This window comes from Shewanella metallivivens (assembly GCF_028750675.1).
Classification (GTDB): domain Bacteria; phylum Pseudomonadota; class Gammaproteobacteria; order Enterobacterales; family Shewanellaceae; genus Shewanella; species Shewanella metallivivens.
In genome coordinates this window covers 159712-181647 of sequence record NZ_JAQQPZ010000006.1, presented here as the reverse complement: position 1 = coordinate 181647, position 21936 = coordinate 159712, and the positions used below count along the sequence as shown (strand labels likewise).

The window sequence follows — 21936 nt, the reverse complement described above, 5'->3', positions numbered from 1 at the left end:
AGGTAGTAATGACTGAACAAACTGATGCAGCAATGCCGATCCAATTTACCGATGCTGCAGCGACTAAGGTAAAAGGGCTGTTAGAAGAAGAGCAGAATCCTGAATTAAAACTGCGAGTATATGTTACCGGCGGTGGTTGCTCTGGGTTTCAGTATGGTTTTACGTTCGATGAAAAAGTCAACGAAGGTGACTTCACTATTGAAAAACAAGGTGTACAGCTTGTCGTTGATCCTATGAGTCTTCAATATCTAGTGGGTGGAGAAGTAGATTATACTTCGGGCCTTGAAGGCTCTCGATTTTTTGTGAAAAACCCTAATGCAACAACAACCTGTGGTTGTGGAGCAAGTTTCTCGGTGTAATAGTTTTTAATATTTATTATAACAGGCCAATAAAAAAGCCGTCTTGTTGACGGCTTTTTTGTGCGTATTTGCATGTTAACTTGCAATAATGTTGAAGTTAACACGCGGCTTAAACCACGCTTTTACCTTGCTATTAAAACTTATCCACACTTGCAACATAGCTAACGCGATAAAAACACTATAAATAAGCCACTCGGGAACCACGCTTTGAAATAAACCAAAGTCCATGGTGGTTGGTCCCGCATCTAGGTTTTCTGGGTCATACATAATGATTGGTATCATGCTGTATAGCACCAATTGCAGCAGGCTATAAGTTCGTAATAAATAAAGCGCCGCTTTTTGTCTACCCATAATGCCCAGCACTAACATCAACGTTAATATGCATAGCATTGCACTGAGTTCAGACATCGATTGAACTAACATTAAGCCTGTCACAGAGCCAATGACATACACCAGCATTAACGCGATTAATCGTTTAGGCAGATGAGGTTTTACTGCATCTGGTGCATTGTCTGGTTGAGGTGTTTCTTGTGTCATTTTGTTGTACTCATTAAGTACAGATTAATGTTTAGCTTGTGACTTTGGCGTTAAGCGCTCATTTACTTCGTAAGGCGGCACTACGACACCTAAATCTTCTTGCACAGGGAAAACCGCAATAAACAGGTCGTCATCTTCCATACCGCTAACCCAACGCTCTTGGAATTCAGATAACGGGATAGCCAATGGCTCACAATCTTTCCATTCATCAACAGCCCAAAGTGCAGCGGTTTCTTCTGACGGCCACATTGGAATACAATCTTCATCTTCAGTGGTCAACATCACGCAGCCATCTTGATCTTGCAGGGTCCAAATGGTTTTTTCGACTTTAACTTGCTCAACCATGTAATCGTAACGACCTTCTGGGGTTAGATTCATTAGTTCTGATACACTTTTGGCTTTGTTGCTCATATTGACTCTCATTATTTAGTAAAGGCTTTGCCAACCCCTATCAGTTTGGCAAATTTGCGGTCATCATAACATTGAGGCTCGCATTGCAAAAGTTATCTTGCTTTAAAGCGTCCACCTAACACGGCTTGGCGTGACGCGCCGGTAACCGCGGGTAAGTTAGCTGGCAAGTCATAATGATGACGCATTGCCAGCCAAGCGAAGGCGATGCCTTCTACCCATTTAGCATCAACACCTAAACGTCCAGTGGTATCGACCTTGTAACCTGCAACTAAGGGTGTCAAACGGCGAACTAATTCGCTATTTAGTGCACCACCACCACAAATAAACAACTCGCCAGTGGCCGATAATTTATTAATGTCGTTGGCAATGCTGTGGCAAGTAAGGTCGAGTAACGTGGATTGAATGTCTTCCTGATCTAAGTGACTATAGTCGGCAAGTTGTTGTTCAAGCCATGCTTGGTTAAACAGTTCTCTGCCAGTACTTTTAGGGGCTGCAAGCGCAAAATAAGAATGGGATAATAGCTGTTCAAGAAACGCAGGATGGGTTTTTCCTGATGCCGCCCATGCGCCGTTTTCATCAAATGGTTGCCCGAGACTTTGATTAACAAAATAATCAATTAAGGTATTGCCTGGGCCGGTATCAAAGCCAAGCACATCATCGCTGTTACCGGGTAAATAGGTAATGTTAGCGATACCGCCAATGTTTAAAATGACTCGGGTGTGTCCCCGTTTGGCAAATACTTGCTGATGAAACGCCGGTACTAATGGCGCACCTTGCCCTCCAAGGGCAACGTCTTTGCGGCGAAAGTCGGCAATGACATCGATATTGGTTTCAACTGCGATGGTATTCGGGTCACCAATTTGCAAGGTAAATCCCATTTCTAAGTTAGGCATGTGGCGCACAGTTTGTCCATGTGAACCAATCGCGATGATTTGTTCTGGTGTGATATCGGTTTTTGCGAGTAAGTTATTTACGGCTTTAGCAAATAATTTTCCGACACTGCGGTCAAGGCGACCTAATCGGTTTATTTCATCATCGGTTGCTGCTTGGCATAAGCGCTGTAAGCCTTTCAATAAATGGCTAGGGATCGCTTCGGTATGGCTTGCAATTAATTTGGGCTGCTCAGTTTCAAAATCAACCAATACGGCATCGACACCGTCCATACTGGTGCCCGACATCAGGCCGATAAAATATTCTGGCTTAGACATGAAATGCTCTCTGTTTGATGTTGCGAATTGACAAACGAGTTAATTGCTTGCCAATTGTTGCTGTTGATTTGATTTTAATTGCGCCATTAACTGCTTGCTTAAAGACGTAAATTTACCTAATTCATTACGGTTAATCGGCATTGATTTAGGCAGGTCTATGGTGCGAGGGTTGCGATGTACGCCATTAACAATAAATTCATAATGTAAATGAGCACCTGTAACGCGGCCTGTTTTGCCAAGTGTACCAATAATTTGGCCTTGTTTAACGGTGTCGCCACGGCTGACTTTTCGTTTGGTAAGATGCAAATATTTAGTGGTGTAGGTTTCATTGTGTTTAATGAATACATAGTTACCATTAAATTGGTTATAACCTGACTCTACCACTTTACCTTTACCCGCCGCTTTAATGGGAGTGCCAATGGCGGCTACGTAATCAACGCCACGGTGGGCCTTAACTTGACCCGTGACAGGATGTAAACGACGAGGATTAAAGTTAGAGCTGACATATTTAAAATCAACTGGTGAGCGTAAAAATGCCTTGCGCATACTATTACCCGTTTCAGAGTAATATTCACCATCGGTATAACGTACAGCAGTGTAGCGTTCACCCTGGTTAATAAACTCGGCAGCTAAAATGTTACCGTTACGTAAAAACTGGCCGTCGGCGTACTCTTGATCAAACAATAATGAAAAGTGATCGCCTTTGCGGATGTCTAGGGCAAAGTCGACGTCCCAGCCAAAAATATTGGCCAGTTCCATAATGTGATTCCCCGATAAACCCGCGTCAGCAGCGGCATTCCAAAAGTTGCTTTTGATGGTGGCGGTAATGAACGAAGTGCGGCTTTCAACTTTTTTGGTATTAACCACTTCTTTGTAAGTATCATTTATGTGGCTAATGACTAAGGTTGAAACCTTGTCCATACGATAGCTCAGCTCTGTTAACTCACCTAAGTCATTTTTGGTGATGGCAATTTCTTCGCCGGGCATGATTTTAAGCAAATTCTTTTTTGCTAAGGGCAATTGGGTAATGTCATATACATCTTTTGCGCTAAGGCCTGCACGGCTAAATAAACCGCCTAAAGTATCGCCTTTAACCACTTCATAATATTCTACGTTGTCATCATCGTTGCTCGCTTGCTGTTTTAGTTGCGCTTTTTGTTTAGCAACTTGTTCATCAAGCTCATTAATGACGTCATCTACGTCGTTAGGGCGTGTTTTTAGCTTGGCTAAATGTTGGCTAAATGCCTCATCGTCAGCGGTGGCTTGGCCGTTGTTATCTGAGTCAACTTGTAATGATTGGATTGTGTCATCAAAAATATTGTCAGCGGGCTCTTTATTGCTGGTGTCAGCGTTTGGTGCAGAAGGGGTTCTAAAGGCCAATGGAACGGTATAACGCGTGTTGGTTTCGATGTTTTTTTGAGGGGCGGATTTATCGACTAAACCGGTTTGTTTAGAGGCTTGCGCGTCTTCCGATGGAAACATCAGAATAATCGCGGTCAACATCACTAATAAAGACAATGTGATTTGATGTGCTTTTGGCAACAATGTGAATAAAGTTAGAAGCTTTGCCATTGACTCAGGTACCAATTTCTCTCTCGCGTTATTATATGCTAAGTGTACACTCTTTCATTTGCCGTGGCTAACAAGTAACATAGGCCTCTTTATTTTTTGTGCAAGCCCTAGGAGTTGCAGTAGAGATGGCGAATTTAGATCAAGTATTGGCAGAAATTAAGCGTGGTACCGACGAGATATTACTTGAAGCGGATTTGCTTGAGAAGCTCAAAGAAGGGCGTCCTTTACGCATCAAATTAGGTGCAGATCCTACCGCTCCAGATATTCATTTAGGTCACACGGTTATTTTAAACAAAATGCGTACCTTTCAAGAGTTAGGTCATGAAGTGATTTTCTTGATTGGTGACTTTACTGGTATGGTTGGCGATCCAAGTGGGAAAAACAGTACTCGTCCTCCACTCACTCGCGAGCAAGTACTTGCTAACGCTGAAACGTACAAAGAGCAGGTTTATAAAATTTTAGACCCTGCTAAAACCCGTATCGAATTTAATTCTAGCTGGTTAGAGCCATTAGGCGCAGCCGGTATGATCCGTTTAGCCTCACAACAAACCGTTGCCCGTATGATGGAGCGTGACGACTTTAAAAAACGTTACGCGTCAGGCCAAGCGATTGCGATCCATGAGTTTATGTACCCATTGCTGCAAGGTTATGACTCGGTAGCGTTAGAAGCTGACGTTGAATTAGGTGGTACAGATCAAAAATTCAACTTGTTGATGGGTCGTGAGTTACAAAAGGCAGAAGGGCAAAAACCACAAACCGTGATTATGATGCCACTGCTTGAGGGGTTAGATGGCGTTAAGAAAATGTCTAAGTCGGCGCATAACTATATTGGCGTGAGCGAGCCTGCTAACGAAATGTTTGGCAAAATCATGTCGATTTCAGATGATCTTATGTGGCGCTACCTTGAGCTATTGTCTTTCCGTCCGCTTGAAGAGCTTGCGCAGTTCAAGCTAGACGTTGAAAATGGCACTAACCCACGTGACATTAAGATTTTATTAGCTAAAGAAATCATTGCGCGTTTCCATGACGAAGCACAAGCGCAAGCTGCTCATCAAGCTTTTATTGACCGTTTCCAAAAAGGCGCGATCCCAGATGATATCGATGAAGTTGTGTTGGTAGCTGGCGATGGCTTAGCGATTGCTAACTTACTGAAAGATGCTGGCCTTGTGGGCTCAACATCTGACGGTATGCGCATGATTAAGCAAGGCGCGGTGAAGATGGATGGTGAAAAAGTTGAAGATAGCCGTCAAAGCTTTAATGCGGGTCTTGAAGCTGTATTCCAAGTAGGCAAACGTAAATTTGCTAAAGTGATTTTGAAATAACACGTTAATCACCCATAAAAAACGGCTTCTGAAGCCGTTTTTTTATGTCTGCGATTCATGATTTACTGCGATTCGAGTTGGTCTGACATGGTTTGATAATCCATTAAGTCCATTTGCTCAATTAAACGTTCGGTATTGTTGTCAAATTTGAGTGTCGTTACTCCCGGAACCGCAAGATCGATCACTTTGCCCGGTTTACCGTACTGGTCACCTGGGCCTCGTAGACGGTAACTGCCAATAATTACCACTAACGAGCCAGTATTAAACATATGTTCTATGTTTAAACGGTATTCAAGAACACCTTCATGAGCACGTTGTAGAAATCCAATAATTTGTCGGCTACCTGTGTAGGTGGTATTCGCGGTTTTGTCGTAAAAAATGGTTTCACGAGAATAAAAACGTCGCAGCGCAGAATAGTCGTGGTCAGTTAACGCTTCCATATACTTCATGGCCAATTGCTGCTCTTTTGGCATGTCGCCTATATTGGCATGGGCTGAAAAACTATATACCAAACAACACAATAACAAGATTATTCGCACATTAAATTCTCTTTGTTTTTAAGTCGAAAGCCGGTAATGATAAATGCCAGCGGATAGCGCTTAAGCGAATGATTAACGTGCTTATCATTGCAATAAACATCGAAGTTATGCTGTCCATTCCGACAACTAAGCTTAAGGTATAACAGATCCCCCCAACGATGGAAGCAGTAGCGTAAATTTCTGTTCGTAATACCATAGGAACTTGGCGGCAAAGTAAATCACGAATAATCCCGCCACCGACACCGGTAATTAACCCCATAACGACGGCGATCATGCCTGACAATCCCATTAATAACGCTTTTTCTGCACCAATTACGGTAAATAATGCTAACCCCAGGGCATCGGCAACAGGCAAGGTCAGTGCCGGTAACTTATGCGGTTTACGCACTAAGACCAAGCAAGCCAATACTGTTGCTAAAATAACAATGATGTAATTGGGATCTCGGATCCAAAATACCGGTGTTGCGCCAATCAATGCGTCACGAATACTGCCACCGCCAATGGCGGTGACAGAGGCAAGTACAATCACCCCAAACGGATCCATGCGGTGTTTTCCTGCTGCAAGTGCGCCAGAAAGCGCAAATACTGCGGTACCACATAAATCGAAAACATAAATCCACTGACTCATTTACTTAGCTCTTTGAGGTGAATGTTAAGTGCATCAACAGATATGCGAATTTCAATCACCGATAAAATCAATGAATAGAGTAATAACAGTAAGCTAAGGCCAAACACAATTGAACCCGTTTGATTAAAACCGGTATAAATTAATATCATGCAAAGCACGCACAAGGCAAAACTGCTGACACCAGCTTCTTGCATTTTACGGATGATAATAATCCGTTGGCGTAAGTTTTTAATTTGTTCATCTTGTACCGGCTTGTCATTGCTGCTGAGGTTACGAATGAGCGCAGCAAGAGAGAAAAAGCGGTTAGTGTAAGCCAGCAATAATAAGGAGATTGCCGGAAATAATAGTGCCGGAGTGGTTAACGATACATGTAAATTATTGAGTAACATGGTATTCCTAAGCAGATTTTACGCTGGTAATAATCAACAGTTGCTGACTAAAGAGGGGGGACGATTATAACGATGTCAGCCTTTAGCCAGATGTTTATATTAACAAAGACTTATGACGTTACATCGCAATGCGTCTTTAACCGCAAATTTTAGCTATTATCGCTAAATAATAACGCGTTTAAAACAGGATTTACATGTTTTAAATAAATCTTAATCCTACCCAAATCAACGGCAGTAATAAGGTTAAGCTTATCCAAAATAAGTTAGCAGTTTGCGTGACGGTGATCGCTTGGTTTATGTGGCGATGATCAGGCAGTGGGCCGGCTTTTACTTTGGCTAAATCCACTCGGATGCTGGTGCCGTTTTCAATAAACTGTTGTGGTCCACCCAATTCTATTTTTAATAAATTAGCCGCTAAAGCATAACTACCATACTGATTATTAAGTTGTTGGCTGTTGGCGTGGGGAATGATTGAGCTCCAAACTGATTTGAAGCCGAGCTGTCCAAATTGAATAGCCAATGAGCAATGCCATAGCAAGGTAGGGATAAAGAAGATTACCCGATTGAATTGGCAGATAAAACTCGAAAACACGTGAAAATGAGGATGATAAGGTGGCCAGCTGTGTTCAAGCTGTCTTAGCATTCTCACCACTAAGGTCATCGTGGCACCGCCAAGGGCAAAAAATACAATAGTGGCTATGGTGCCATATATTGGGGTGGTAAACAGTTTCTCGATGGTGGCTTTACTCAATCCTACCTCAGAGAGCACTTGCGTGTTTTGACTTACCCAAGGCGAGAGCAATTGCTTAGCATCTTGTTTATGACCAGATGTAATGGCATCAACGACCTTTTCTGCGACCGGTTTAAAAGCGGAGTCACACAAACAAAAATATAAAATAATTAGCTCAAAAAACCATGGGTAAGCTGCCAAATTCAGTAAAAAACTCACAATAATTCCGCAGGGAACAATAAGAATGAGAGTGGCGAGAATACCAGCGGTAAGTTGTTGGCTGACAGCGCGTTCAGGGTGATTGACCTTAGTCGAAATTAAAACAGCTATGCGATTAAACCAAAGCAGGGGTTGTAAATCTCTAGAAATAGGGGCAAATCGAGCTAATACTAATGCGCAAAATAAAATACAGAAGCTTTGTAAGAGTCCACCGTCCTGGCTTAACAATTGTGGATTAAATAATGGATTAATCATAACGGCTCGATATTTTGGCTACAAGAGCAAGCGGATACAGGCGCTGTCGTTTATTTTAGTGGTTAAGCCATGGATTCAACGACTCTTAACCCGACGCTGAAACCATGTGAAACAGTTATAACTGTTGTAGCAGTGCTATCACCATCATAGCAGAGTGCATACCAGCTTTAATGATGTACGAGTCGAAATCCACTGGCGAATCATTATTAGCATTGTCAGATAAAGAACGGATAACCACAAATGGCACGTTAAACTGATGACAAACCTGAGCAATGGCTGCCCCTTCCATTTCACATGCCGCCATAGTTGGGAAGTTTTCGCGCATCACTTTGGTGCGAACAGGATCGCAAATAAAGCTGTCGCCGGTACAAATTAACCCTTCAATGGCGTTCACTTCCCCTAATTCTGCAACGGCTTGTTTAGCGGCATTGACTAATGTGCTCTCAGGTAAAAAAGCGGCCGGCTGTTGTGCCATCTGGCCAATCTCGTAACCAAAAGCGGTGACATCTACATCGTGGTGGCGAACTTCAGATGAAATGACAATATCGCCAATCGCCAATGAGTCAACAAAACCACCTGCTGAACCGGTATTAATCACATGTGATACCGCGAACTTTTCAATCAGTAACGTTGTAGCAATACTGGCAGCGACTTTCCCAATGCCTGAGCGGGTGACAACCACTTGTTTATCGCCAATATTACCGCTAATAAATTCGATGCCTGCGATAGTAGTATGCTCGGGCTCAACAATGGCTTGTACTAAATGAACAACTTCTGGCTCCATAGCGCCAATAATACCGATCTTCATGGATAAACCTTAACTGATTAAACAAATTCGAATGGGCGCTAATATAGCATGGGCAGGCGATTTTGTGAAAACACGCGGGAGATTTTAGTGATAAGGGCGACATGGCACAATCTGCTAGCCAGGTGTTAACTGGCTAACGAATTTTTTTTAGCGGCGACTAAGCGAAAGCGTTTATTAATATTGACTTTGTACAAGCAATTTATCTATTGCGCGTACCACACTAATACTGGCATTTTCCATGGTTTCAAGGTGAGTTAACATTTCTGCTTCATGGCCCGATTGCATTGCCACTACTGCGGCTTTTCCTGCGCTATGCACCGCTTTATGAGGTTGTTCAATGGCTTTAAAGCTCGACAAACTGGCAAATTGTTGGCCTTCGCCATGATAATACCATTTACCTAAACGACACTCGGTATGGCTATTGACACTGGCACTGTGGTTTCTATTGGCAAGGATACTGTAAACCTGACTCTTCCAAACGCTGTGATCTAATTTGACCGTGGTTAAAAATGCAGTCATTGACGCTTCACCAATCACCTGTTTCATTTGGCTTGAGGTTTGTAATACATCAGAGACTACTTGATCGATTTGTTCTGAAGAGACGGCAATGTCACTTGAACAAGTTTGATTGGTGATAACCACTTGTTTAATCTGTTCAGTTTGTTTAATCACTTTAGCCACTAATGTTTCAATATTGGCACTGGCATCGTGCGCATTACTGGCCAAATTACGGACCTCGCTAGCGACCACGGCAAAGCCACGTCCGGCATCACCAGCCCGGGCTGCTTCAATGGCGGCATTGAGTGCAAGTAAGTTGGTTTGTTCTGAGATCTGTTGAATAGAGGCTACTAGGTGGCTAATACCATTAGCCGATTGGCTCAACTCTTCTGCCGTTGCCATGCTTTTTTCTGCATGTTCGTTTAAGTTTTCTGCACGACCTTTTAAGTTATCTATGGCTACGCGAGTTTGGCCAAAGAGTTGGTCTACCTCGTCGAGCATTTGTTTTTCTTCATCTAATTTTACTGAATTCGCTAGGGTACTATCACGAATATCATTGAGCATCGAAGTACCTTGCCGCTGTAAATTAGTGCAATTTGTATCGTATTCTGATTGTTGTTCACAACGAGTTAACTGTTGAGTTAATTGTGAAATGTTGTGGTGTAATTGTGTTAGCTCATCGGCATGTTGCTGTTCTTTGCTTGCCAATAATTGTTCTAATTCGGCAATTTTCGTTTTTAAACCTTGAGTAAAACCGATCATATTATCTCTATTGGTGAGCATCGATAATCATCATTTTGGTGACGATGAGCAGTTTAATCAAGGACCTGAAACGTTACATATCACAAATAAAGATAATATTAATTTCAAGTGTATACGTTTAACAAGAATGATTTTTTTATCTTGCAAAAAACAGTATGTTAGATTGAGTTGGTGCGACCGATAGCGTGATTACTTTTTATTGGAAAAAGGCATCCACAATAAACCGCCGAGCCATGCATTCTGTTTGGCGTTAGGGTATTGGGTTAGGCCAATATCAATTTGATTATCAGGCTTACTGGCTTGTGCAGTGTAAGTGCCAAACAGCCTATCCCACCAAATAATACTAAAGCCAAAGTTGCTGTTGCTTTCGATCATCAGTTGGCTGTGATGTATGCGATGCAAAACTTGGGTGACCAAGACTAACCGAGCGAGTTTTTCAATGTTGGCGGGTAAGCGAATATTGGCGTGGTTAAAAATAGCAAAGCCATTGAGTAATATCTCAAACAAGATGACCGCTTCAGCGGGCAAACCAAAGAGTACAATGGCGACGGCTTTTATACCAAGGCTGGCAATGATTTCGATGGGGTGAAACCTCAGTGCGGTGCTGCTGTCGACATGGCGGTCGGCGTGGTGAACTTTATGTAAACGCCACAATACAGGAATGCGATGAAACAACCTGTGCTGCCAATAAATCAACATATCAAGTAACAACACACTGACGCCGATATAAAGCCAAAGCGGCAAACTCAAATAATGTAATAGCCCCCATTGTTGCGCACTGGCATACAAGGCAAAACCTGCCAAACCTATCGGTAAAATCAACCTAGCGATAACCGATGAAATCACGAGTAAGCCAAAGTTGCCCAGCCAACGTGTTGCCATTGAGGCTGACTGGGGACTGTTAATGAGCTTTCTGGCAGGAAACAAGGCTTCGAGGCTCATCATCAGTGCCAAAATGGTTAAAAACACCCCCAATCTAATGGTCACCATGTCATCTATCATGCTTTAGGATCCTCAACAGGGGTGTGATTGACCTTGACCTTACTGGCAGATGATTGAATCGCCATGTGATTTTTTAAGGTGTTATAGCCCCCATGTACACGGGTAAAAATGGTTATCGTGCCTAAAAAAGCAAACGTGTAAGCAAGCTCTGAAAAGTAAGCAGGCCACAAACAGAATGCTACAAAAAATCCTATAGTTTCAGTACCTTCGGTAAGGCCATTTAAGAAGTAAAAACTTTTATGAACAAATTGAGGTCGCGGTAAATTGATTTTTTCAGCCGGAATAGCAAATGCTAAAAAGCTCGAACCAGTACCGATAAACACAGTGAGAAGCACGGCAGCGGCTAGTGCATTTTCATTGGGATTCGCGAGCGCAAACCCCAAAGGAATAGCGGCATAAAATAAAAAGTCGAGGCAAATATCTAAATAACCGCCTGCTGCCGTTGTGTGATTTTGATGACGCGCAAGCGCACCATCGAGGCCGTCGAGCACGCGGTTTAATACAATAAAAAATAATGCCACATACCATAGCTGTAGCGCCAAAAAAGGCACTGCCATCATACCCACGATAAAACCGACTAATGTAAGTTGGTCGGGTTGCACTTGTTTTTTATCCAGTAGCAATACAAGCGGTTTAAGCATCGGCTTGATCACAGGTGTTATGAATCTATCTAGCATTTGTGTTTTCCAATTTATTGATACATTTGTTGTTTATATATGTCGAAAAAGCATTGCAGATTTAATCCACGCTAAACAACGAAATAATCTTGCCCTGGGCCGCGTCGGCATCGCTTTGGTCATGAGTGACCATAATCGCCGGCAGTTTGTGTTGGCGAATTTGCTCAAACACTAACTGGCGTGTTTCTTGGCGTAATTGACTATCAAGTTTACTAAAAGGTTCATCAAGTAAAATGGCTTTGGGCTGACTGAGTAACACTCTCAGTAGCGCGACTCTAGCTTGTTGCCCCCCAGATAAACTTTGCGGGCAGCGTTGTTCTAATCCGGCTAGTCCCACTTGAGATAATGCCTGGCTAATGGTTGCTTTGCGTTGTGCTTTGGCCTCGGCAGGCATAGCAAAGCTAATATTACCCGCCACAGTGAGGTGCGGAAACAACAATGGGTCTTGATATAATAATCCTATTTGTCGTTGATGACTGGCAATGTCAGTGATTTTCTTTTCGTTTAGGTAGATATCTCCGCTGGCACTAAACCCCTTTGGCAGCATTCCGGTGAGCCAATTCAATAATGTCGATTTACCACTGCCTGATGGGCCCATAACGGTCAAGATATCACCGCCAGCAATGGTTTCGTTTAATGATAACAATACCTGCTGTTGCCGCTTAAGGGTTAACTGTTCAATCACCAACGAAGAGGTGTTAGCCATCGCCGCGCTAGTGCGTTCGTGTTTTTGCATATGTATCCTTATTCGCGGTGTGTTAACAGCATTTTAGGCAGCGCCCATGCGAGCAGAAAAACCAGAGCGGGGAGCAGCATTTGTACTAAGGCGTAAACTGCGCTGGTACGTCGACTCGCGCCATTCGCTAAGGTCACCGCCTCAGTGGTAATGGTATTAATCCGCCCACCACCGGCTAATAATGTCGGTAAATATTGGCTAAAACTAATGGCTAACCCTAGTGCCACAGCAATAAAAATTGGCACCAGCAACATGGGTAATTTTATCTGCCAAAATATTTTTGCCTGACTTGCCCCTAAACTGGCGGCAACATAGCTAAATCGTGGGTCTAAACGGCGGTAACTACTCGCCAGCGATAAAAATACGTAGGGCAGAACAAAGAGTAAATGGGCCAATACCACATTAATAAAGGTATGGTGACTGTTCATTTGTTCTAATAACCACACTAAGCCAAATAAAAACGCAATGCTGGGTATAAGCAAAGGTAAATAGATGATCACACTGGTTAATCTTGAGATGGCTTTACTGGTATGTTGCTCAGATTCTAGCGTCAGTAAGGTCAGCACAATCGCTAATCCCGTCGCACTAACTCCAATTAACACTGTATCGAGTAGCGGCGTGCGCATTTGTTGCAACGCCGATTGCCAATGCTGAGTCACAAAAGTGTGAGGCAGCACATCAGGGTAAGCCCAAAAACCAGCAAAAGACCATAACACCATACCAAGTAAGGCTAAGCCGATAACCGTTAACATCACTAGGGTAATCACGTGAGTCATGTTTTGCATAATGGCACCGGCATATTCTCGTTTTCCATTAACCAGCATAGATTGAGACAGGGTGTTGATGAGCTTTTCTGTCAGCCACCAGCCAAGCAGTAAAAGTAATGTCAGGGTTATTTGTACAATGGCACCCGCGGAGGCTTTAATGCGCAAGTTTAAATCGACATCGTGAAACCATTGCATAATAGCCACAGCAAGCGTCGGCGGACTATTGGGGCCTAAAATTAATGGGATTTCGACACTGGCACTGGCATAGGCAAGTACCGCTAAAATTGGCAAACGTAAAAACGGGTATAAGCTGGGTAACACCACTTTGAAAAAAGCGGTCATTGGGCAATAACCCAAGCTTAATGCCACTCGATGTTGAGCGCGCAGCGTATGGCCTAACTCAGGCTGTGCCAGTACACCCAGTGCCATCAATAATAAAAAAGGCAACTCTTTGAGGGTTAAGCCTAAAATAATACTTAGGCCCATTGCATCATGTGGAAAAAGCCAATCGGGTGGAGAATCCCAGCCGCTAAACCAAGGTGACATCAGCCGTGAAAACATCCCCGAAGGGGTAATTAAAAAACCGATAGCAATCGCCGCTGCCGCATGAGGGATAACTAAAATCGGTCCCAACAAACGTTGAATATAAGCCAGCCAGGGGCTAGTAAAGTAACTGCCCAAAATCAACATGGTAATGACAAAAGCCAATATCGTACTAATAAAGCTGGTGGATACACTGAGCAACGCCATATCGCCAATGCCGGGTGTTTGCCATAAATCTACAAAGCCATTGAGATTAAATTGAGTATAACCAAGTACCGGAAACCAGCCCAAAGCGGGCAAAACCACTGCAATTAGCCCACCCATAACGGGCAGCACCAGCAAAGCCATCATTAAATATGGGCTACTGCGTACCAAGGTATTAAAACCACTTTTTGCTGTTATCACCGCATCACTCCATAGCGCTGTAACCACTGCGCTGCAATGACGTTAGTCCAGCTTGGGTGAGGCTCGCTCAATGCGGGACTGCTGCCTTGATTAGCAATATTGGCGCTTGGATGTGACTCTGTAGGTGGAGCAAACCACAGCTGTTGCGTTGCGGGCAATTGCGGTATAGCAAGCACGCTGGTATCTCCCCACACACTTGCTTGTTGTTTTTTGGCCTGTGCTTTTGGACTGAGTAAAAAGTTAATCACCAATTTGGCACTATTTGGGTGGGCGGCATTGTAAGGAATAGCAATAAAATGGATGTTGCTTAAACTGCCATCACGCATGCGATAACTTCGGGTGCTGTCTGGCAAATCAAAGCGCGCGACAGCGGCGGGCACTTCGGCGGCCGAAAAGGTAAATGCTAATGCTAACTCGCCATCACCCATTAATCGGCGCAGCGCTAACCCGCTAGACATAAAGTGTCGTCCTTTACGCCATAAGTTTGGATGTAAATCGTCTAAGAATTGCCAAAGTGGAGGCAATAACAATGCCTGGCTTTGAGCGCTAGCGGGTTGATAAAGTCTATTTTTAATGGCATCAGGCTGACTGTTGTTAAGCGCGATTAGCGCATATTTTAAAAAGCTCATGGCTAAAAAATCAGGCGGTTTAGGGTAGGTAAATCGCCCTGGATGTTGTTTGGCCCATGCACTTAATTGTTGCAAGGTTTGCGGCGTAGATAGTGTCGCTCGGCTGTCATAATAAAACGTCAATGCCGCTTTGCCCCAGGGCGCTTCCATGCCTTGAGTCGGTACGCCAAAATCGCGGCTCATGGCAGGGTTATTGTCTGGGTCGGTTAAGGCAAAGTTGGGCAATTGCGCTACCCAGTTTGGTGTTAATAATTGATGCTTTGCCATGGCGGCAAAGTTTTCGCCGTTAATCCACACTAAATCGACTTTGCCGTTATTATCGTTATTGGCTGATTTTTCTGCTAACACTCGGCTGACCGCTTCGCCTGTGTCGGTGAGTTTGACATGGTGTAAATTGATTTGATATTGCTGCTTAACTTGCTCGGCAACCCACTGAATATAGCGATTGATTTGCGGATCGCCGCCCCAAGCATGAAAGTACACATCTTGATTGTTGCCACGCGCTTCAATCTCTTTCCATGCGCCAAGCTCATTGGTTTGTGCATAAGCTACGCTCGTCCAAAGGCAAGCATATACACTGACACCCAATGCCAAAGCCGCCACAATAGGCTGCATGATGTGATAAATTTTATTGAAGCACATTGGCTTATCTAACCGCATTTAACGACCAGTTATAATCAAGAAAATCGATATCTAATTGCTGTTTTTTTGCCGCAACTTGCTGCTCTGCATTAAGTTGTAATGCGTTAGGATACAACAATAAAAACGCCTCAACAGAATCCGCCCCAGCAAAGCCTTGGGTAAAGTCATCACCATACCATTTAAAAATGGCAGACAAATATACCGTGTCACCTTTGGCATAATTACGGCTAGTGTCAGCTAAAAAACGTTTGGTTTGTGCATCAAGCTGTTGCTCAAGCTTAGCACCGGTATAGGCTTCTTCAAGCAGAGCAGGGCAGCCAATACTGGCACAATTTACCGCAAAATGAATTCTCGGATCATTGTATCTGTCACTGCCACGAATAAGCTTGTGCTCAATGTCATTGAGGCTACGATTTTTACCAAGTAAAGGAATAACGCTTTTATCCCAGGGGGAGCTAAACAATCCGCCAAGATCTTTTATCGATTCAATATCAGGATATTTGGTTAAGATGAACTCAACCGTCCAGGCGTTGTAAGCATTGATTAAAAATGCCAATTGCGATGCCTTATTCCATGCATCAAATTGCATCTGACTGATGCTACTGAGCTGCTTGAGGTAGCTTTGCAGTTGAGTACGTTGCTGCTGCATCGCTGCATAATCTACCGTGCTACTGCTGCCATGATTAATCGGCTTTACGTGCTGACTCACGAGTGCTTGCCATTGTTGGTGCAAGGCCTGCCCTGTTTGAACGACCGCTGGCATGGTATCGGCAGCCACACTGATTTGACTAAACAGCAAGGTGCTACTGAGTAAGGGCGCAATAACCACATATTTGATAAATGCCTTGAATATGCTATTCATTTTGGGGTTCTCTGACTGCTATCGGCAGTATCCCTTGCCGGGCAGTTTACGATTGATTTACGCGTGCATCATTTAATGGCTGGCAGTTAACTGCCAGCATTTTATGTCTTTTAAATGACTAGCTACGACGCCATGTGTGATATTTCTCTAACCAACGTAGCACGGTTTCTGGCGCGTGGTTACGCTTCCATTCTCCTGCGGCGTACTTGTTACCTTCGGCCCATGTTGGGTAGCTGTGTATGGTGCCTAAAATCTTATTCAGTCCTAGGCCGTGTTTCATCGCTAATACAAACTCAGCAATTAAATCACCAGCGTGTTCTGACACCACGGTTACTCCTAAGATTTTATCTTTGCCTTTAGGGGTAATCACTTTAATAAAACCATCGGTGGCACTGTCGGTAATGGCACGGTCGAGCTCAGCAAAATCAAAGCGTGTGACTTCATACTCTATCCCTTGCTGTTTGGCTTCGTATTCATTAATACCGACACGAGCCACTTCTGGATCGATAAAGGTGGTCCATGGAATAACCCGGTAATCGACTTTGAATTTTTTCAAGTGACCAAATAACGCGTTCACTGCCGCATACCAGCCCTGATGTGCGGCCACATGCGTAAATTGATATGGGCCAACAATGTCGCCTGCCGCATAAATATTAGGGTATAGCGTTTCTAAATATTCATTGGTTTGAATGGTGCGATTGGTTTCAATGCCGAGTTCTTCTAAGCCGTAACCGCTTAGACGTGCACTGCGACCGACGGCACATAACAACTGGTCGTACTCGATAGCGTGCTCTTGATCTTGATGCTTAACGATAAGGTATTTTTTACCCTCACGCAGTTCGCAGCGCAGTGCTTGATGCGAGGTTAAAATATTAACCCCACTGTTACGTAATGCCTGTGTTGCAAACTCAGACACTTCAAGATCTTCTTTAATCATGATGCGCTCAGCCATTTCAACTTGAGTGACTTGCGAGCCTAAACGGGCAAAACTTTGTGCCAGTTCAGAACCGATTGGGCCGCCACCCAGTACCACTAATTTTTGTGGTGCAGCATCGAGTTTGGCAAACTCGTCCCATAAGGTATCGCTGGTAACATAACCGACTTCTTCTATGCCCGGTAGAGGCGGCACAAATGGGCGAGCACCGGTGGCAATCACAATGCTGCGCGCGGTTAAGCGGCGAGTGCTGCCATCTGCGGAGGTAATTTCGACTGTCCATGGGTCGATTAATTTGCCGTAACCTTTTACGACATCAACCCCTAAATTGGTATAACGCTCAACACTGTCGTGCGGGGCAATATCGGCTACCACTTGGTGTACACGTGCCATGACTTTTTTAAACGAAAACTCAGGTGTGCTGTCTTCTAGGCCGTAATGATGGGCATTACGTATTTGCTCAGCTATTTTGGCACTTTTAATCATCGCTTTGCTGGGCACACAGCCATAATTTAAGCAGTCGCCGCCCATTTCTCCGGCCTCAATTAAGGTCACTTTGGCTTTTACTGCAGCGGCAATATAACTGGTGACGAGTCCACCCGCTCCTGCACCAATCACAATCATATTGCGGTCAAATTTAGCGGGTTTAGTCCACTTGCTGTATACACGACGTTTTTTAATCATGTTAACGATGGCCTTAGCGATAAGTGGGAATAACCCTAATAGTGCAAATGACACAATTAGGTTAAACGATAAAATGTTCGACAGGCTGTCAATTTGCGCAAGTTGCGTACCAGCATTAACGTACACAAAGGTGCCCAGAAACATACCGACTTGGCTTACCCAGTAAAAAGTCCACGATTTAAACCCGGTCACACCCATTAACATGTTGATTAGAAAGAATGGAAATATTGGCACCAAACGCAAGGTAAATAGGTAAAATCCGCCTTCTTTTTCAATGCCTGCGTCAATCGCCGCTAAGCGCTCTGGAAAGCGTTGTTTAATTGAGTCACGTAATAGATAACGCGACACTAAAAAGGCCAGAGTTGCTCCAATGCTTGAGGCAAATGAGGCAATAATTAACCCTTCGACAATACCAAATAACGCACCTGATGCGAGGGTAAGAATCGCTGCGCCGGGTAAGGATAATGCGGTCACGGACACATACAATAAAAAGAACCCGCCAATAACTAACAATGGTGATTGTTCACGTAATTGACTAAAGTCATTCATCGAGCCTTTTAGACCCTCTAAGGTCAATAATTGATGCAAATCAAAGTGGAAAAATAACCCCACTAATGACGCTGCAATCAGTAATAACACAATTTTTTTAAACATAATTTATCGCCTTAAAATGAATGCTGTAAGGTTAGGGTGGCATTAACCGGAAGTTCAGGAAAAACCAAGGTTGATCCGAAATAACCGCCTTCAAACACCGGGCGCCAATTCTTTTGGTTAGTCACGTTATTGACGTCCAGTCTTAAACTTGTTTGCTCGGTAAAATCATAGCGAGTGTTAATGTTAAGCGTGTATTGATCGCGAATATACACAGTCGCTAAATAGTCTAATGGGTAACTCTTGGTATAGAGACCGGAGAAACCGGCTTTCCATTTTTCAGTAATCGACATTCCGCCATTAAGTGTGAGCGATTGTTCAGGTAGACCTTGTACGCGGCTGTTTGATGGTGCAAATGAGGCAAAGTTTGGCGCGCCTATTCCCGTACCTGCAATGATATCTGGGCGTGAATTATCAAAGGCATCGGCCACTTGTACCGTATCTTGGCTGCTGGCAGAATTATCATAACGCGCATCTAAGTAACTGTAACCCGCGCTAAACCAATAAGGGTCGGCATCATAAAAGGCTTGCGCCTCAAAGCCTTTAGTTCTGATACCTGTATTGCTGCCATCACGATTTCGCAGACTGCGTTTTTGATCAAACACTGCTGCATCGACATACCAGGCACTATCGCTTGGCGCATATTTAATGCCCACTTCGGTTAAGGTGTTTTCGGTAGCAAAGTTTTGGCTGCTAATTTGGTTATTGGCGCCTAATGTGGTGCCGCCTGCCATACTGTTTGAGGTCGATTCGTTATAACTGGCGCTGGCATAGGTGGTGATAAAATCGCTAAGCTGATAGCTAATGCTGATTTGTCCTGATTCGAGCATTTCATTAATGGCGTCACTGGCGGCGATTTGCCCTTGAGGGGCTATGGCATCGCGTGCCTTAACATCATAAAAATCGGCACGATAACCTACGCTGGTCGACAGCTTGTCCGTCCATTGGCTGTTGTGCTGGATCGCGATACCAGTTTGCCAACTGGTTGAGTCTGTCGTGTCAGACAATGAATAGTCGCCACTGCCGTCGCCATCAATGTCGTATTGTGCACCAGGTGACACAAACACCCCTGGGCGAAGCTCAACTAATCTAGCTTGTTGCTCTGCTGTTAGCGGAATACGACGGTTTTCAATGGGGCCGGTTAAATCTATGGGTAAGTCTGCTTCGGTGGTAAATTGGCTGTAACCTAATACCTTGTTGTAACGGATATCGGCGGCCACAATGGTGCTTTGTGCATCATTCCATTGATAGGCTAACTCAACCCGGTTTTGTGCCGTATCTGCGCCATCGATGATTTCAACAAAACTGTTTTGGGCAATTTCTTCACGCTCTAAATGCTGATAGTAGCTAATGTTTTTAACGGTGGCCTTATCGCTTAACTCACGCACGTAGGTACTGTGAACGATAAACGTTTGCGCGTTGTTGATGTTGTCTGGATCGGTTAAAACTTGGCTGCGATCTATTTTCACTAATCCGGTTGGCGACACAATGGCATTAGCGCCTGGTATGGTGCTGCCATTAGGCTGCACACCTTGACCGGTAACATATAAGCCATCATCAATTAATGCTTGGGTTGGGCGGTTAATCCCGGCGTTGTCGGTAAAATCGACATCATAGTATTCGAGATTGATGTCCCAGGTGCTGGCATTATCTGGCAATAGGCGAAATGCCACGAATATGCTGTCGCTTTGAAAACCTGAGTAATCATAATAGCTGCCATTGTCGATATGTTCTGCGCTTAAACGTACGCCACTTTGGTTTTCTACAATGTCTGTCGCGACATCTATCTGAGCACGATAATGATCCCAACTGCCTGCTGAGGCTGTGAGGTTGGTAAACTTGTCATTAGTGGGGGCCACTTTTGAATGCACATTAACAAAGCCTCCATTGCGCTGACTAGTACCTAGCAAGACAGGTGGCGCACCTTTTACCACATCAATTTGCTCAATGGCGTTAAACGACATTGGGATCCCAAAGCCATTATTACCTGCCTGGCGACGCACACCGTCTTGGTATAACTCGCCTAACTGGCCACGAATCGTTGGTAAGCTTGACGCGCCAAAGCCGCTAGCTGAGTAGCTATTGGGACTGACTTTTTGGATATCTGATAAATCGATGATATTAAGCTGTTCAATCATTTCGCTGGTTATCGGAGTGACCGAACGAGCAATATCTTTTAATGCAATACCATCACCAAAGGGGCCATCAACGGTGCTGTTTTTAGGTGACAAACCTTTATCGTTAATCGCTTTGCCTGACACATGGATCACTTCAATCGTTGAAGTGTCATCAGCGGCAACCGTTAACGAAGAGAATAAGGCTAAGCCAACAGCTGCAGCTGTCATGGAGCGATTTGGGTAACGATGAATAGGCATAATATTTTCTGCTGTGATGAACTTGGCCTAAAAGACCTCATGATTAACGAATTTATTACAACAATCTTATGCCAAATTTAGTTTGTTTAGAATTAAATGGAATAAGTGGTTGTGCAACATAAACTGACTAAGTTCGGTCATTTAGGCGCTGATTAACTTTTTAGTCAGGCAATCTCAGTCTAGCTTATTAATCACTCATCAGAATGAGTTTTATTTATATTTTTTAAGGAATTATGATGCAAACAACACTTACCAGCGATGTTGAAAGCAAGTTGCAGTGGTCGTTATTGTCTTTACGCTTAGGTGTATTTTTGGTGATGCTCGTGTGGACATTGGATAAATTTGTTAATCCTGGTCACAGCATGAAAATATTCGAGAAGTTTTATGGCATTGGTGGTGTTAATGAAATTGCTGCATACATCATGGGCGGTTTGCAATTATTATTGGTGATTGCCTTTGTGCTTGGGATTAAAAAACGCCTAACCTATGGCGTGATTTTCTTAATGCACGGTGCGTCAACCTTATCTGCATTTAATCAATACATTGATGCGTTTAATAATTTATTGTTTTTTGCTGCATGGCCAATGTGGGCAGCATGCTTTGCCTTGTACTTGTTAAGAGAGCAAGATACTAAGTTTACGGTAAAATAACGATGTAACTATTGGTATTTCAGGCCAGCATTGCTGGCCTGAATTGTTTTAGGGTTATTTATCCCTCTGTCGGTGAGCGCGTTATTCTATTAAGATTGTTTATGTCGCGTCATATTCCTATTGCTTCTGGCTAAAAGAAACA

At 43.7% G+C, this 21936-nt stretch carries 21 protein-coding genes; 3 read left to right on the top strand and 18 right to left on the bottom strand.

The features are described 5' to 3' along the window. Window positions 1-8: 8 nt before the first annotated feature. Window positions 9-359 (top strand): iron-sulfur cluster insertion protein ErpA, encoded by a 351-nt coding sequence (gene erpA, locus PQR79_RS10215; protein ID WP_055024237.1) that lies wholly within the window; start codon window positions 9-11, stop codon window positions 357-359. Between the two features lie 75 nt (window positions 360-434). Here the strand turns inward: erpA and PQR79_RS10210 are convergent, their stop codons facing one another. The 4 genes from PQR79_RS10210 to PQR79_RS10195 all read right to left on the bottom strand — a co-directional run bounded on the left by PQR79_RS10210 (window position 435) and on the right by PQR79_RS10195 (window position 4087). Further along, window positions 435-896: a hypothetical protein gene (locus PQR79_RS10210; protein ID WP_238102592.1), complete on the bottom strand. Its 462-nt coding sequence runs from the start codon at window positions 894-896 to the stop codon at window positions 435-437. A 24-nt stretch (window positions 897-920) separates the two neighbouring features. Next, on the bottom strand, window positions 921-1307 hold the full coding sequence (locus tag PQR79_RS10205) for a DUF2750 domain-containing protein (RefSeq protein WP_238102593.1): 387 nt from the start codon (window positions 1305-1307) through the stop codon (window positions 921-923). Window positions 1308-1399: 92 nt separating this feature from the next. After that, window positions 1400-2515: an anhydro-N-acetylmuramic acid kinase gene (locus PQR79_RS10200; protein ID WP_238102594.1), complete on the bottom strand. Its 1116-nt coding sequence runs from the start codon at window positions 2513-2515 to the stop codon at window positions 1400-1402. A 39-nt stretch (window positions 2516-2554) separates the two neighbouring features. Then, on the bottom strand, window positions 2555-4087 hold the full coding sequence (locus PQR79_RS10195) for a peptidoglycan DD-metalloendopeptidase family protein (RefSeq protein WP_238102595.1): 1533 nt from the start codon (window positions 4085-4087) through the stop codon (window positions 2555-2557). Between the two features lie 125 nt (window positions 4088-4212). Between PQR79_RS10195 and tyrS the strand changes: the two genes are divergently transcribed. After that, entirely contained in the window at window positions 4213-5409 is a 1197-nt protein-coding gene (gene tyrS, locus PQR79_RS10190) for a tyrosine--tRNA ligase (protein WP_238102596.1), read from the top strand. Window positions 5410-5471: 62 nt separating this feature from the next. Here the strand turns inward: tyrS and PQR79_RS10185 are convergent, their stop codons facing one another. The 14 genes from PQR79_RS10185 to PQR79_RS10120 all read right to left on the bottom strand — a co-directional run bounded on the left by PQR79_RS10185 (window position 5472) and on the right by PQR79_RS10120 (window position 21144). Next, a complete protein-coding gene (locus PQR79_RS10185; RefSeq protein WP_238102597.1) occupies window positions 5472-5948 on the bottom strand; it encodes a nuclear transport factor 2 family protein in 477 nt (158 codons plus the stop codon). Between the two features lies 1 nt (window position 5949). Then, on the bottom strand, window positions 5950-6576 hold the full coding sequence (locus tag PQR79_RS10180; protein WP_238102598.1) for a trimeric intracellular cation channel family protein: 627 nt from the start codon (window positions 6574-6576) through the stop codon (window positions 5950-5952). After that, on the bottom strand, window positions 6573-6965 hold the full coding sequence (locus tag PQR79_RS10175) for a DUF2721 domain-containing protein (RefSeq protein ID WP_238102599.1): 393 nt from the start codon (window positions 6963-6965) through the stop codon (window positions 6573-6575). The genes PQR79_RS10180 and PQR79_RS10175 overlap by 4 nt, the downstream gene beginning before the upstream one ends. A 199-nt stretch (window positions 6966-7164) precedes the next feature. Further along, complete coding sequence (locus tag PQR79_RS10170) at window positions 7165-8169, bottom strand: cobalamin biosynthesis protein CobD/CbiB (RefSeq protein ID WP_238102600.1); 1005 nt, start codon at window positions 8167-8169, stop codon at window positions 7165-7167. A 115-nt stretch (window positions 8170-8284) separates the two neighbouring features. Further along, window positions 8285-8977, bottom strand: coding sequence for a 5'-methylthioadenosine/adenosylhomocysteine nucleosidase (locus PQR79_RS10165; RefSeq protein ID WP_238102601.1), 693 nt, complete (start codon window positions 8975-8977; stop codon window positions 8285-8287). Between the two features lie 174 nt (window positions 8978-9151). Then, a complete protein-coding gene (locus PQR79_RS10160; RefSeq protein ID WP_274408473.1) occupies window positions 9152-10237 on the bottom strand; it encodes a methyl-accepting chemotaxis protein in 1086 nt (361 codons plus the stop codon). A gap of 189 nt (window positions 10238-10426) precedes the next feature. Beyond that, a complete protein-coding gene (locus PQR79_RS10155; RefSeq protein ID WP_438270815.1) occupies window positions 10427-11236 on the bottom strand; it encodes a sterol desaturase family protein in 810 nt (269 codons plus the stop codon). Next, a complete protein-coding gene (locus PQR79_RS10150) occupies window positions 11236-11916 on the bottom strand; it encodes a CDP-alcohol phosphatidyltransferase family protein (protein WP_238102603.1) in 681 nt (226 codons plus the stop codon). The genes PQR79_RS10155 and PQR79_RS10150 overlap by 1 nt, the downstream gene beginning before the upstream one ends. A 61-nt stretch (window positions 11917-11977) precedes the next feature. Next, the gene (locus PQR79_RS10145; RefSeq protein WP_238102604.1) at window positions 11978-12652 is read right to left on the bottom strand and encodes an ATP-binding cassette domain-containing protein; all 675 of its coding nucleotides are present in this window, start codon (window positions 12650-12652) and stop codon (window positions 11978-11980) included. Window positions 12653-12660: 8 nt separating this feature from the next. Continuing rightward, window positions 12661-14313: an ABC transporter permease gene (locus PQR79_RS10140; RefSeq protein WP_238102963.1), complete on the bottom strand. Its 1653-nt coding sequence runs from the start codon at window positions 14311-14313 to the stop codon at window positions 12661-12663. Window positions 14314-14363: 50 nt separating this feature from the next. Then, on the bottom strand, window positions 14364-15656 hold the full coding sequence (locus PQR79_RS10135) for an ABC transporter substrate-binding protein (RefSeq protein ID WP_238102605.1): 1293 nt from the start codon (window positions 15654-15656) through the stop codon (window positions 14364-14366). Continuing rightward, entirely contained in the window at window positions 15643-16401 is a 759-nt protein-coding gene (locus tag PQR79_RS10130) for a DUF547 domain-containing protein (protein ID WP_238102965.1), read from the bottom strand. Before PQR79_RS10130 ends, PQR79_RS10135 begins: the two co-directional genes overlap by 14 nt. A 217-nt stretch (window positions 16402-16618) precedes the next feature. Continuing rightward, window positions 16619-18772 (bottom strand): dihydrolipoyl dehydrogenase family protein, encoded by a 2154-nt coding sequence (locus PQR79_RS10125; protein WP_238102606.1) that lies wholly within the window; start codon window positions 18770-18772, stop codon window positions 16619-16621. Between the two features lie 11 nt (window positions 18773-18783). Continuing rightward, window positions 18784-21144 (bottom strand): TonB-dependent receptor, encoded by a 2361-nt coding sequence (locus PQR79_RS10120; protein ID WP_424530056.1) that lies wholly within the window; start codon window positions 21142-21144, stop codon window positions 18784-18786. Between the two features lie 236 nt (window positions 21145-21380). On the opposite strand from PQR79_RS10120, the gene PQR79_RS10115 reads away from it, so the two are divergent. Next, entirely contained in the window at window positions 21381-21794 is a 414-nt protein-coding gene (locus tag PQR79_RS10115; RefSeq protein ID WP_238102607.1) for a hypothetical protein, read from the top strand. Window positions 21795-21936 lie beyond the last annotated feature (142 nt).